At 66.4% G+C, this 13680-nt stretch carries 7 protein-coding genes and 4 pseudogenes; all 11 read right to left on the reverse strand.

Annotated features, from left to right (window positions below; genetic code table 11):
• Positions 1-34: 34 nt before the first annotated feature.
• The gene (urtE, locus tag ACUDAL_RS09010; protein WP_444677900.1) at positions 35-733 is read right to left on the reverse strand and encodes an urea ABC transporter ATP-binding subunit UrtE; all 699 of its coding nucleotides are present in this window, start codon (positions 731-733) and stop codon (positions 35-37) included.
• Positions 733-1572 (reverse strand): urea ABC transporter ATP-binding protein UrtD, encoded by an 840-nt coding sequence (gene urtD / locus ACUDAL_RS09015; protein ID WP_444677901.1) that lies wholly within the window; start codon positions 1570-1572, stop codon positions 733-735. Before urtD ends, urtE begins: the two co-directional genes overlap by 1 nt.
• Positions 1569-2711, reverse strand: coding sequence for an urea ABC transporter permease subunit UrtC (gene urtC, locus ACUDAL_RS09020; RefSeq protein WP_444677902.1), 1143 nt, complete (start codon positions 2709-2711; stop codon positions 1569-1571). The genes urtD and urtC overlap by 4 nt, the downstream gene beginning before the upstream one ends.
• A gap of 3 nt (positions 2712-2714) precedes the next feature.
• A pseudogene (urtB, locus tag ACUDAL_RS09025) lies at positions 2715-4294 on the reverse strand (urea ABC transporter permease subunit UrtB).
• A gap of 210 nt (positions 4295-4504) precedes the next feature.
• Positions 4505-5850: pseudogene (gene urtA / locus ACUDAL_RS09030) on the reverse strand (urea ABC transporter substrate-binding protein).
• A 368-nt stretch (positions 5851-6218) separates the two neighbouring features.
• On the reverse strand, positions 6219-7715 hold the full coding sequence (locus ACUDAL_RS09035) for a tripartite tricarboxylate transporter permease (RefSeq protein WP_444677903.1): 1497 nt from the start codon (positions 7713-7715) through the stop codon (positions 6219-6221).
• Between the two features lie 19 nt (positions 7716-7734).
• Positions 7735-8217: a tripartite tricarboxylate transporter TctB family protein gene (locus ACUDAL_RS09040; protein WP_444677904.1), complete on the reverse strand. Its 483-nt coding sequence runs from the start codon at positions 8215-8217 to the stop codon at positions 7735-7737.
• 109 nt (positions 8218-8326) lie between these two features.
• Positions 8327-9327 (reverse strand): annotated as a pseudogene (locus ACUDAL_RS09045) (tripartite tricarboxylate transporter substrate binding protein).
• A gap of 164 nt (positions 9328-9491) precedes the next feature.
• Entirely contained in the window at positions 9492-10238 is a 747-nt protein-coding gene (locus ACUDAL_RS09050; protein WP_444677905.1) for a response regulator, read from the reverse strand.
• A 47-nt stretch (positions 10239-10285) separates the two neighbouring features.
• Positions 10286-11994 (reverse strand): annotated as a pseudogene (locus ACUDAL_RS09055) (ATP-binding protein).
• Positions 11995-12084: 90 nt separating this feature from the next.
• Entirely contained in the window at positions 12085-13545 is a 1461-nt protein-coding gene (locus ACUDAL_RS09060; RefSeq protein ID WP_444677906.1) for a sodium-dependent transporter, read from the reverse strand.
• Positions 13546-13680: the final 135 nt, after the last annotated feature.

Below are 13680 nucleotides of genomic sequence, written 5' to 3' on the forward strand. Positions count from 1 at the left end.
CGGCGCCAGCACCGCAGGGCACGCTCCTGCGGTGCTATACCGTCAGGTGCTCCTTGATCAGCCCATCGGTGAGCTCGCCGATCTCGCCCCTGGCCACCGGCCTGCCGCGATCCATGATCACGAAGCGGTCGGCATACTTCCTTGCGAAGGGCAGCTTCTGCTCCACCAGCAGCACGGTGAGGCCGTCTTCCGCGATCAGCTTGCGAATCACCTCGCCGATCAGGGTCACGATATTGGGCTGGATGCCCTCGCCCGGCTCGTCGAGGATCAGCAGGCGCGGTTCGATCACCAGCGCCCGGCCGATGGCCAGCTGCTGCTGCTGCCCGCCGGAGAGGTCGCCGCCGCGGCGATGCTTCATCTCCTTGAGCACCGGAAAGAGCTCGTAGATGCGCTCCGGGATGCTGCGCCTGCCGTCGCCCCGTGCCGCCAGGCCGGTGCGCAGGTTCTCCTCCACCGTGAGCAGCGGAAAGATCTGCCGCCCCTGCGGCACGTAGCCGATGCCCAGGCGCGAGCGATCCTCCACCCGCCGCCTGGTCAGCTCCACGTCGTCGGCGTAGCGGATGCTGCCGGAAGAGACCTTCACCTCGCCCATGACGGCCTTCATCAGGGTGGTCTTGCCCACCCCGTTGCGGCCCATCACGCAAGTGCACTGCCCCGCCGGCACGGCCAGGTCGAGATCCCACAGCGTGTGGCTCTCGCCATAGAACTGGTTGAGCTTGTCGATCGCCAGCATCAGAGCGTCTCCTCTTCGGCTTCGGCACCCAGGTAGACTTCGATCACCCGTGGGTCGCTGGCGACCTGATCCATGCTGCCCTCCGCCAGTACGCTGCCCTGATGCAGCACCGTTACCTTGCGCGCAATCGAGCGCACGAAGCCCATGTCGTGCTCCACCACGACAACGGATTGCTTGCCGGCAAGCCCAGTGAGCAGTTCGGCGGTACGCTCCATCTCCTGCTCGGTCATGCCCGCCACCGGCTCGTCCACCAGCAGCAGGCGCGGGCGCTGCATCAGCAGCATGCCGATCTCCAGCCATTGCTTCTGGCCGTGGGAGAGAATCCCCGCCTGGCGCTCGCGCAGCGCCAACAGCCCGATGGTCGCCAGCACTTCGTCGATGCGGTCGCGTATCTCGCCGCTCATTCGCGCGGTGAGTGTGGGCAGGATGCGCTTGTCGGCGGCCATGGCCAGCTCCAGGTTGTCGAATACGCTGAGCGCCTCGAACACCGTGGGCTTCTGGAACTTGCGCCCGATACCGAGGCTGGCGATCTCTGGCTCGTTCATGGTCAGCAGGTCATGGCGGCTGCCGAACCACACCGAACCGGTATCCGGCCGGGTCTTGCCGGTGATGATGTCCATCATGGTGGTCTTGCCGGCACCGTTGGGCCCGATGATGCAGCGCAGCTCGCCGTCGTCGATGGTCAGGTTCAGGTCGTTGATCGCCTTGAAGCCGTCGAAGCTGACCGTCACGTCCTCCAGGTAGAGGATCGGCCCGTGGCGCACGTCGACAGGCGACGCCGCCGGCACCAGGAAATCGAATACCCGGTCGCGGTCGGCCAGGGAACGCAGGATGCTCATGCCGTCGCCTCCTTGCCCGTGGGTGATGCGTCATCGTGTTGGCGGCGGCGTAGCCTGAGCGCCAGCAGCCCCGCCACGCCCCTGGGCAGGAATACCGTGACCAGCACGAACAGCCCGCCCAGGGCGAACAGCCAGGCGTCCGGCATCGCCCCGGTGAACACCGTCTTGGCGTAGTTGACCAGGATCGCCCCGATCACCGCGCCGTAGAGCGTGGCACGACCGCCCAGCGCCACCCACAGCACGATCTCGATGGAGAACAGCGGCGAGAACTCGCTGGGGTTGATGATGCCGACCTGGGGCACGTAGAGCGCCCCGGCCAGGCCCGCCAGCATGGCCGAGACCGTGAACACGAACAGCTGGAAGCGCTCGACCCGGTAGCCGAGGAAGCGCGTGCGCGCCTCGGCGTCGCGGGTGGCCACGCACACCCGGCCCAGCTTGCTGGTGACGATCGCCCGGCACAGCACGTAGCCCAGCGCCAGCGCCACGCCGGTGGCCAGGAACAGCCCCAGCCGGGTATCGCTGCTGCGCAGGTTGAAGCCGAGGATCTCGCGGAAATCGGTCAGCCCGTTGTTGCCGCCGAAGCCCATCTCGTTACGGAAAAAGGCCAGCATCAGGGCGAAGGTGAGCGCCTGGGTGATGATCGACAGATAGACCCCGGTGACCCGCGAGCGAAACGCCAGGAAGCCGAACACCAGCGCCAGCGCCCCCGGCACCAGCAGCACCATCAGAAAGGCGAACCAGGCCATGTCGAAGCCGTACCAGTACCACGGCAGGCTGTCCCAGTTGAGGAACACCATGAAATCGGGCAGCACCGGGTGGCCGTAGACGCCGCGGTCGCCGATCTGGCGCATCAGGTACATGCCCATGGCGTAGCCGCCCAGGGCGAAGAAAGCGCCGTGCCCGAGGCTGAGGATACCGAGATAGCCCCACACCAGATCCACCGCCACCGCCAGCAGCGCATAGCTCAGATACTTGCCGAACAAGTTAACGGTATAAGCACTGACGTAGAGCGGATGGCCTGGCGGCAGCGCCACGTGCAGCACGGTCACCAGCGTCATCGCCGCCAGCAGCACGGCGAGAAAGATCAGCGTTGAACGCTCGCCGAACGGCCGCAGCAGCCAGAATCGTTGTGCTTGCATGAATCAGCCCTCCGCCGCCCGGCCCTTCTGCGGGAAGAGTCCCCGGGGGCGCTTTTGAATGAACAGGATGATGAACACCAGCACGATGATCTTGGCCAGCACCGCACCGGCCCAGGGTTCGAGAACCTGATTGATGACACCGAGCGAGAGCCCCGCCACCAGCGTGCCCCACAGGTTGCCCACCCCGCCGAACACCACCACCATGAAGGAGTCGATGATGTAGCTCTGGCCCAGGTTGGGCCCCACGTTGGTGAGCTGGCTGAGCGCCACACCGGCCAGCCCCGCCACCCCCGAGCCCAGGGCAAAGGTCATGATGTCGACCCGCGTGGCGCGAATGCCCATCGAACGCGCCATGGCGCGGTTCTGGGTCACCGCCCGCACCTCGAGCCCTAGCCGGGTGCGGCGCATGATCAGCATCAGCGCGGCAAACACCACCAGCGCAAAGCCGAGCACGTAGAGCCGATTGAGGGTGAGCGACAGCGCATCGTTGATGGCGATGGAGCCGCTCATCCACTCGGGAGTGACCACCGTGCGGTTGAGCGGCGAGATGGCGGTACGCACCAGCTGCTGCAGGATCAGGCTGATGCCAAAGGTGGCCAGCAGCGTCTCCAGCGGCCGCCCCTTGAGGAACTGGATCACGCCACGCTCGATGGCGATGCCCGCCAGCGCCGCTACCAGGAACCCGGCGGGCAGCGACAGGATCAGCGCCAGCCCCGGCTGGCCGGGCAGCAGCTGCTGCATCATCCAGGTGGTATAGGCGCCGAGCATGATCAGCTCGCCGTGAGCCATGTTGATCACGCCCATCACGCCGAAGGTGATGGCCAGGCCGATCGCCGCCAGCACCAGCACCGAGCCCAGCGAAAGACCGAAGTAGAGCGTCTCGGCGGCGCGGTTGACCTTGAGCATCTGCTCGATGCCGTTCAATGCCTCACGAGCGGCGTCGGCCACGATCGGATCGTCGCCGTTGGCGGCACGGCCCTCCATCGCGCCCGACGCCGCGCGGGCGAGCGCAACACGCACGCGGGGGTGCAGGCTGCCGCGCAGATCGTCGATTGCCTCGATCTCCCCTGTTCCAGGCGGTAGATGGCCAGCGCCTGGACCAGCCGTTCGCGGACCCGGGCATCGGGCTCCTCGGCGATCACCTCGGCCAGCGGTCCCGCCAGGTCGTCGTCGACCTCGCCCAGCAGACGCTCGGCCGAGGCCCGCCGCAGCCGCACGTCGGCGGCATACAGGTCGACCACCGCAATCAGGCTACGCAGCTGGTTGCGCAGGGCGTTGTTGATGCCGATGCGGTCCAGCTCGCGGCGCGACATCTCGCCCAGCGGCTCGCCGGTCAGTGCATCCTCCACCGGCCAGTTGCGCCCGCTGTTGTCGACCACCACCACGAAACGCCCGTCCTGGTCGCGCTGCAGGCGTCCGTCGAGCAGCGCCTGCAGCCAGTAGCGCGACCGCGGATCCTCGCTTTCGGCCACGGCAGCGATGGCCTCGCCCTTGGCGACGAAACTGGTAACGTCCAGCGCCTCGAGCAGCGCCTCGGCGGCATCGTGCGTGTCGGCATCCTGCGCCATGGCGGGAGTCGTCATGATGAAACCGAGCGCCAACACCAGCGCCAGCACAATCCGTATCGGCCAGAAGGCGCGAGGCGTGGCGTCATGTTCGCCCCTGGCCACGGCGCCGCCGGCCCTCGCCCCGGCCGTCTCCTGGCCGGGAATCGGGGGTAATTCATCGCAGCGTTCCTCGAATCGGTAGAGAAGGCGTGCTCCCCCACTGCACTTGGGCAGCGGGGGCGGGACTTACTCGGCCAGCGCCGCTTCGGCCTCTTCGGCCGCCGTGCTGCCGCCGCAGCGGCCCGTGGCCACGTTGAAGTTGCCGCAGCGCATCGGCGCCTGCCAGTCGGCCATCAGGTCGCGGGAGCCGGGCAGGTAATCGGACCAGGCATCGCCGGCCACCGTGGAGGGCGTCTGCCACACGATGTCGAACTGGCCGTTGTCCTGGATCTCGCCGATCAGCACCGGCTTGGTGATGTGGTGGTTGGGCATCATCGCGGCATAGCCACCGGAGAGGTTGGGCACGGTCACGCCGATGATCGCATCCTTGATCGCATCGGGATCGGTGGTGCCGGCCTTGCGCACCGCCTCGGCCCACATGTTGAAGCCGATGAAATGCGCCTCCATGGGGTCATTGGTGACCGCCTCCTCATCACCGCTCCACTCGATCCAGGCGTCGATGAAGTCGTAGTTGGCGTCGGTGTCCACGCTCATGAAGTAGTTCCATGCCGCCAGGTGGCCCACCAGCGGAGCGGTGTCGATGCCGGAGAGCTCCTGCTCACCCACCGAGAAGGCGATGACCGGGATATCGCCGGCGTCGATGCCCTGGTTGCCGAGTTCGCGGTAGAACGGCACGTTGGCATCGCCGTTGATGGTCGAGACCACCGCCGTGCGCTTGCCCTCACTGCCGAAGCGGCGCACCTCCGCCACGATGTTCTGCCAGTCGGAGTGCCCGAAGGGGTGTAGTTGACCAGGATGTCGTCATCCGCCACGCCGTGCTCCTCCTTGAGGAAGGCCTCGAGGATGCGATTGGTGGTGCGCGGATAGACATAGTCGGTGCCGATCAGGGCAAAACGCTCGATGCCCATCTCGTTGATCAGGTACTCCACCGCCGGTATCGCCTGCTGGTTGGGCGCCGCCCCGGTGTAGAAGACGTTCTCGGAGGACTCCTCGCCCTCGTACTGCACCGGATAGAACAGCAGGCCGTTGAGCTCCTCGAACACCGGCAGCACCGCCTTACGTGACACCGAGGTCCAGTTGCCGAACACCACGTCCACCTGGTGCTGCTCGAGCAGCTCACGGGCACGCTCGGCGAACAGTGGCCAGTTCGAAGCCGGGTCGACCACCACCGCCTGGAGCTCGCGCCCAAGCAGGCCACCCTGCTCGTTCTGCTGGGCAATGAGCATCTCGACGGTATCCTTCAGCGTCGATTCGCTGATCGCCATGGTGCCGGAGAGCGAGTGAAGGATGCCGACCTTGATCGGATGGCTGTCGGCCAGCGCCTGGCTGCCCACCCCCAGCAGTCCAGCAGCAAGCAGCGCCGTGGCCATGGGACGAAGCGGGAAAGCCTTGGTGTGACGGGAAGCGTTCATATGGGTTCTCCTGTCGCCTTCTTTGGAAGGGCTTGTTGTGGTGAACGAACACTGCCCAACGGCAGTGCCGGCAAACCGACAAGACTTTGCAACCCATGCGCCAACCCCTGCACCGAGAAAAAATTACCCATAGTTTCAAAAAGATGTGATTGCCAATCACACAACGAAGCGACCCTGTCGCACCACGGGCGTGCAGCCAGGGGAGTCCTGGCGGTGCATGCCGACGCCGGCGCACTCACCGCTTGCACCAGCAGCGTGCAACCGCGCCGCGCAGGCGCAGCCAGGACCAGTCGAAGGTTTCAGCGCCCGCCCCTAAACAGCGAAGGAGCCCCGTGGGGCTCCTTCGTGAGTGGCAGGCGGCGGTCCGGCTAGCGGGCCGTATTCCGGCGCTGCACGAAGCGCTTCACCATCGGCAGCAGCAGCGAGGCCACGGCAATGATCAATAGCCAGCGCGAGATCGGCTTGTCGAGGAAGATCATCCAGTCGCCGCCGGAGATCTGCAGCGCACGGCGCATCGACTCCTCCATGATATCGCCGAGGATCAGCGCCAGGATCAGCGGCGCAGCGGGGAAGCCGAACAGGCGCATGCCGAGCCCCAGCAGGCCGAAGCCGAGCAGCAGCAGCAGGTCGAAGACGCTGAAGCTCATGCCGTACACACCCAGCATGCAGAAGATCAGGATCAGCGACAGCAGCAGCGGCCGCGGCATGTCGAGCACCTTGGCGATCAAGGGGATCAGCGGCAGGTTGAGCACCAGCAGGAAGATGTTGCCCAGGTACATGCTGGCCACCACGCCCCAGAACACCTCGGGGCGATCCACCAGCATCGCCGGGCCGGGCGACACGCCCATCACCAGCAGCGCGCCGAGCAGCACTGCCGTGGAGCCGGAACCGGGCACCCCGAGGGTCAACAGCGGCACGAAGGAACCGGTACAGGCCGCGTTGTTGGCCGACTCCGGCGCCGCCACGCCCTTGATGTTGCCCTTGCCAAAGGTGTCTCCATCCTTGGCCAGACGCTTCTCCATGCTGTAGCCGAGAAAGGAGCCGATGGTGGCGCCCGCACCCGGCAGCACGCCGGTGAAGAAGCCCAGCACCGAGCTGCGGGCGATCGGCGGCGCAATCTCGCGCACCTCGTGTCGGCTCAGCTTCAGCGAGCCGATGGCGTTGCGCGGCTGCTCCTTCCCGCCGCCGCCGCGCAGCAGCATGAAGAACACCTCGGTCAGGGCGAAGATGCCCAATGCCACCACCAGGAACTCGATGCCGTCGAGCAGGTGCACCGAGCCGAAGGTGAAGCGCTCGGTGCCGGTCTGCAGGTCGATGCCCATGATCGAGATCATCACCCCGACCACCGCGGCGATCAGCCCCTTGACCAGCGACTTGTCGGACAGACTGACTACGGCGGTCAGGCCCAGCACCATCAGTGCGAAGTACTCCGCCGGACCGAAGCTCACCGCCACGCGCCCGAGCAGCGGCGCCACCATCATCAGGAAGATGATCGACACGGTGCCACCGATGAAGGAGGCATAGGCGGCAATGGCCAGCGCTTTGCCCGCCATGCCCTGCTTGGCCATCGGGTAGCCATCGAAGGAGGTCGCCACCGTACCTGCCACACCCGGGGCATTGAGCAGGATCGACGAGGTCGAGCCGCCGAAGATCGCGCCGTAGTAGACCCCGGCCATGAGGATAAGTCCCGACGAGGGGTCCATGCCGAAGGTCAGCGGGATCATCAGCGCCAGGGCGCTGATCGGGCCCAGCCCCGGCAGCATGCCGATGACGGTGCCGGCAAACACACCGGCGAAAACGTAGAAGATGTTGATAGGCTCCAGCGCGATGCCGAAGCCGTACATGAGATTGTTCAAGGCTTCCATGGGCTTGCTCTCCGTTCGCTCAGATCGGCAGCACGCCGGTGGGTAGATAGACGCCCATGATGCGCGTCATGGTCAGGTACAGCGCCAGGACCACGCCCAGCGACGTGGCCAGGTTGACGGCGTGGCGGCGGTAGCCGTAGTACGCGGCCAGGCCGAACACCAGCGCCACCGAGGTCAGCACGAAGCCCACCGGCACCAGCAGCAGCGCATAGGCGGCCAGGGCGATGGCGGTCACCACCACGCGCGACCAGGGCCGCAGCAGCAGGGGTTCTGGCTGTGCATCGGCCTCGGGCGTCTCGGGCACGTCCTTGGCGGTCGGCTTTTCGAAGAACAGCAGCACCGAAAGCCCCAGCAGGGTGAAGCCCAGCACCTTGGGAAAGAGATCGGAATCGATGGGACGCGGCAGCGGAAAGGAAGGGATCTGCCAGGCCATGGCCAGGTAGCCCGCCGCCAGCAGCGCCAGGATCACCGCGATGACCTGGTTGGAGTTGATTCGTGTCATGGAAGTCTGCCCCGGGCGACCGCCGTGCGGGCGTCACCCAAGTGTCGCGTTCGAGAGCGCCCGAACCTCGCAAGGCGAGGCCCGGGCCCGAGCGGAGCTGTCGTGTCGGTTATTGGCCCAGCAGGCCGAGGTCGCCGAGGATGGTGCTGAACTGCTCCTTCTGCTCGTCCAGGAAGGCACCGAACGCTTCGCTGTCCTGGTAGGCATCGATCCAGCCCAGCTGGTCGCGCGCCTGCTGCCAGCCATCGGTCTCGAGCATCTGCGCGAACAGCTCCTCGTAGTACGCGACCGCCTCGGCCGGCATGTCCGGGGTGCCCATTACGCCGCGCCAGATATCGAAGGTGTAGTCGATACCCTGCTCCTGGTAGGTCGGCACCTGCTCCAGGTTGCCGCCCATGCGCTCGGGTGCCGAGACGCCCAGGGCACGCAGCTGGCTGCCCTCGCCCAGCTGACCGGAGGCTTCGCCGGCGCCGGTGATCACCGCCGCGACATGGCCGCCCATCAGGCTGGTCATGGCCTCACCGCCGCCGGAGAACGGGATGTAGTTGACGCTGGAGGCATCGAGGCCCGCCGCCGCGGCCAGGCCGGCCATGGAGATATGGTCCATGGAGCCGGGGCGCTGCCGCCGCCCACGCTCAGCTGCGGATTCTCGCGCATGGCCTCGAACAGCTCGTTCAGGTCACCGTAATCGGAATCTTCCCGCACCAGCACGATGGAGTAGTCGGTGATCAGCCGGGCGATGGGCGTGAAATCGTTGTGGTCGAAGCGGGAGGCACCCGCCAGCGGCACCAGGATGATCGGCGGGCTGGTGGCGAACAGCTTGTGCGGGTTGCCGCGGTCACGGGCGATCTGCGCCCAGGCCACCGCACCGCCGCCGCCCGGCACATTGATGGCGCCGAAACTGCGCTCAGCCAGGCCCTCTTCCTGAATCACTCGGGAGGTGGTGCGCACCAGGGTGTCCCAACCGCCGCCCGGGTTGGCCGGGGCGATGAATTCGATATTGCGGGTCGGGGTCCAGTCATCGGCGTGGGCGGCGGCACTCATGCCGGCTACCGCGGCGAGCGGAAGCACGAGGGCGCTGAAACGGATAAGGGCAGGCTTGGCAGTCATGGCGTACTCCTGGAACTGTCATGTTGTTGTGCTGTGGTGACGGCGGGTCTCTGCCCGCATACGCCGTGAACGTTAGAAGATGCCGACCGGAAGCGACAAGCTTATGACCATAAACGATAAATTGTGCGTTATGGGCATTTTGCGCATTGTGTTCACGGGGCCTATCAACCCTCTTCACACCAGGCCGTCACATCGCCGGTCAGCCGGTAGCGGCGTTCCGGCCTTCCCACATCACCGTAGCCCAGTTCCGCACTGACCACCTGTACCGACACGAGAAACTCCAGATAGCGGCGTGCCGTAGACCGGCTTGCGCCCATCACGCGCGCCACCTGCATCGCGGCCTGCGGTTCGCGCGCCGCTTCCAGGGCAGCGATCACGGCCCTCAGCGTCAAGCGGTCGATGCCCTTGGGCAGGCTTCGCGTCCCCGCCGCCACGCCTTGCTCCGGCCGCAGCCGGGCCAGCGCCCGGTCAAGCTCTTCCTGGCTCATCTCGCTGCGCCCGGCCAGCGCCGCCCGCTCACGGCGGAAGCGGGCCAGCATCTGCGCCATGCGCGAGGCTTCCGCCGGCTTGATCAGGTAGTCGAAGACGCCGCCGCGCAGCGCCTCGGAGATGGTCTCCACCTCCCGCGCCGCAGTGACCATGACGATATCGGCATGCAGGTAGTCGCGGCGCAGCTGCCACAGCAGTTCCAGCCCTTCGACATCGGGCAGGTAGGCATCCAGCAGAACCAGCTGCACCTCGTCGCCGTGGCGGGCCATGAGCCGGCGCGCCTCGGCGCCGTTGGCGGCAAGCCCCACCACGCGAAAGCCGTCGCTTTGCTCGATGAAGGCACGGTGGATGTCGGCAATGCGGAAGTCGTCCTCGATGATGAGAATGCCGTAACAGGCGTCCAGGCTGTCCGTGGGTGTCATCGCGTCTCCCCTGTGGCGGCGTCGTTGTGCTTGTGTAATCAGACGGGTCAGGTCGGGCGCGGCACCGGCTGAGCGGGTGTACTATCCGGCACCGTCCTGCACAGCGAGCGGTCGAGCACCACCGCAAAGCAGGCGCCGCCCAGTTCGCTCTCCTCCAGGGTGATGGCGCCGCCATGGTCGCGGCACAGCTGCGCCACCAGGGCCAGGCCGATGCCGCGATGCTTGCCCGGCTTGGTCGAGAATCCCTCGTCGAAGATCTTCTCAACGTGCGCCGGCGGCACCCCGGGGCCGTTGTCCTCGACCTCGATCAGCAGCTGCTCGCCGAGGTCGGTGAAGAACAGCCGTACCCGGGGCTGGTGGTGCCCCTGCTGCAGCGCGGCGTGGCAGGCGTTGTCCAGCAGGTTGCCGATCACGGTCATCACCACCTCCTGGCCCCTCACCGTCAGGGGCGCCGCCAGCGAACTCTGCTCGTCGATCTCCAGCGTCACGCCCAGTTCGCTGGCTCGGGTCAGCTTGCCGAGCAGCGTGCCGCTGATCACCGGGTCGCCTACCTGCTTCATCAAAAAGTTCATCTGCGCCTGCTGGCGCTGGGTCTCGTGGTGGATCAGCGCCAGGGCATCCGAAATGCGGTCGAGCTGCAGCAGGCCCGAAATGGTGTAGAGCTTGTTGGAATATTCGTGGGCCTGGGCACGCAGAGTGTCCACGTCACGGCTGGCGGCGCTTAGTGCATTGGAGAGGTCGACGATCTCACGGCGGCTGCGGAAGGTCGCCACCGCCCCCTCGATCTCCCCGCTGCCGCGTACCGGCACCCGGTTGACCACCACCGGATGGTCGCCGAGCCACATCTCCTGGTCGAACTGCCGCTCGCCGCTCGCCAGCACCTCCAGCAGCCGCGAATTGGGCACCACCTCCTGAATCGGCTGACCCAGCACCTGCTCGGCGGGCGGCAGCTGCAGGAAGCGCCGCGCCTGGTGATTGACCAAGGTGATCTGGCCGTCGCGGTTGATGGCCAGGATGCCCTCGTGGATCGACTGCAGGATCGCCTCCTTCTCCATGGCCAGGCGCGCGATCTCATAGGGTTCGAGGCCGAGGATCACTTTCTTGAGGTGGCGCGACAGCCCGTAGGCACCGGCGAAGCCGAGCAGGATCATCAGCGCCACCAGCCACCAGCCGAGGCTGGTGTGCTCGCCGACATCCAGCGCCACGCGGTCGAGCATGAAGCCCACCGAGACGAGGCCGATGATGTTGCCGTCGGCATCGAAGACCGGCGTCTTGCCGCGCATCGCCTCGCCCAGCGAACCGGTTGCCTCGGAGATATAGGATTCGCCGTGCAGCAGCGCACGGTCGTTGTCGCCCCCACCATCGGCAAGCCCAGGCGGTCCGGCAGCGGGTGGGAATAACGCAGGCTCTCGGTGTTGCCCACCACCACGTAGCGGGCCCCGGTTTCGCGGCGAATGCGTTCGGCAATCGGTTGGATGGTAGCGCTGGGGTCGGGGTCGTCGAAGGCGGCGATCAGCTCGGGGATGTTCGCCACGCTGAGCGCCACCGCCAGCGCCCGCTCGCCCATCTGCTGGCTGATGATCTCGGCCTTGCGGTGGTTGAGATAGGCCCCCTGCGCCAGCAGCATGCCGGCCAGCAGCACACCCACCAGCAGCATCACCTGCAGGCGGAAGCTGCGCGTGAGCCAGCCGCGCCGCGCACGGCCGCGACGCAGGCGCTGGAGTTCGGCGATGGATTCACTGCTTGGGGAAGGCATGGTCTACGCTCGGAACGTGCAGGGCCGTCATTGTCGCATGACCGCCGGCCCGACACGAGGCGGCTTGCCCCGGCGGGGCAAGCCTTGCCTTCACCCCGCCAGGGTGCGACGCAGCCGCGGGCTTGCCACCTCGCCGACCAGCGTGATCAGCGCCAGCACGGCCAGCAGCCAGGGCCAGTGCATGCCGAACTCGACGCGGGCGATCCCCAGCGCATCGACGAAGATCACCAGGATGCCCAGCGGGCTGACGTAGCGCACCATGAACAGCCACAGGGCATGCCAGTGCGGCGCCAGGCCCAGCTCCTCGCGGAAACTCTCGCTCTTCAGCACGAAGCCGGCCAACAGCGCCATGCCCAGGCCGCCCAGCGGCATCATCCAGCGCGAGGTCAGGTAGTCCAGCCAGTCGAAGAAATGGCGTCCCGCCAGGGTCCAGTCAGCGCCCAGGTTGAACGACAGCATCGCCAGAGTGCTCACCAGCCACAGCACGATCCCGGTGCCCCAGGCTGCGGTGCGCCGCGTGATGCCCTTGTTGTCGACGAGCCAGGAGACCGTGGCCTCGACCATGGAGATTGACGAGGTCAGCGCCGCCATGGAGAGCATCACGAAGAACAGGATGCCGAACAGCGTGCCTAGCGGCATGGCCTGGAACGCCAGCGGCAGGCTCATGAACAGCAGCCCCGGGCCGCCCTCCGGGCTCATGCCGTTGGCGAAGATGATCGGGAAGATCGCCAGCCCCGCCATCAGCGCCACCAGGGTGTCGGCAGCGGCCACGGTAAAGGTGGTGCGGGCGATGGAAGCCCGCGCCGGCAGGTAACTGCCGTAGGTGAGGATGGCCCCCGAAGCCAGCGACAGGGTAAAGAAGGCATGACCGAGGGCGGCCAGCATGCCGTCGCTGGTCAGGCTGCCGGCATTGAATGAGAACAGGAAACGCCACGCCTCGCCGAAGCCGCCGGAGAACACGCCGTAGCCGATCAGGATCAGCAGCATGATGACCATGCCCGGCATCATCCAGCTGACGCTGCGCTCAATGCCCGCCTGTACCCCCTTGCCCACGATCAGCATGGTGGCAAGCGTTACCAGGGTGCTCCAGAAGCTCAGGTTGAAGGGATTTTCATTATTGGCGACGAAGATCGCCACCATGTCGTCCACGCCGCTGCCGCCCAGCTGACCGGTCACCATCTTCCACAGATAGGAGAACGACCAGCCGGCCACCACCACGTAGAAGGAGAGGATCATGAAGCCGGCCAGCATCGCCATCCAGCCCAGCAGCGACCACAGCGGCGACCGCCCCGACTCCGTTACCACGCGGCGCACCGCATCGATGGGGCTGCCGCGGCCGCGCCGACCAAAGGCGATCTCGGTCATCATCACAGGCACACCCACCGCCAGGATACAGACCAGATAGACCAGCACGAAGGCGCCGCCGCCGTGCTCGCCGGTCATGTAGGGGAACTTCCAGATATTGCCCAGGCCGACGGCGGAGCCAGTCGCCGCCAGCACGAAGCCCCAGCGGCCTAGCCACTGGACACGGGGTTGTTGCTCGGTAGTCATCAGTCACCCGGGGAGTCGTTGTTCTGAATCGACGCAGCAATATGCCCGGCGCAACACCAGGCGTGCAACGTCAATTTCTTGTATCAGGTCAGGTGTTCAGGTTTTCATTCTGGCGCCTGGAACCAAAAGCGGCTC

The organism is Halomonas sp. E19, assembly GCF_052439355.1.
In the GTDB taxonomy this organism is placed as follows: domain Bacteria; phylum Pseudomonadota; class Gammaproteobacteria; order Pseudomonadales; family Halomonadaceae; genus Halomonas.

Bases quoted from the DNA above. Each gene is read 5' to 3' on its own strand.
- ACUDAL_RS09060 (WP_444677906.1), bottom strand. From the start codon at position 13,545: ATGACTACCGAGCAACAACCCCGTGTCCAGTGGCTAGGCCGCTGGGGC.
- ACUDAL_RS09050 (WP_444677905.1), bottom strand. From the start codon at position 10,238: ATGACACCCACGGACAGCCTGGACGCCTGTTACGGCATTCTCATCATC.
- urtE (WP_444677900.1), bottom strand. From the start codon at position 733: ATGCTGGCGATCGACAAGCTCAACCAGTTCTATGGCGAGAGCCACACG.
- ACUDAL_RS09040 (WP_444677904.1), bottom strand. From the start codon at position 8,217: ATGACACGAATCAACTCCAACCAGGTCATCGCGGTGATCCTGGCGCTG.
- urtC (WP_444677902.1), bottom strand. From the start codon at position 2,711: ATGCAAGCACAACGATTCTGGCTGCTGCGGCCGTTCGGCGAGCGTTCA.
- ACUDAL_RS09035 (WP_444677903.1), bottom strand. From the start codon at position 7,715: ATGGAAGCCTTGAACAATCTCATGTACGGCTTCGGCATCGCGCTGGAG.
- urtD (WP_444677901.1), bottom strand. From the start codon at position 1,572: ATGAGCATCCTGCGTTCCCTGGCCGACCGCGACCGGGTATTCGATTTC.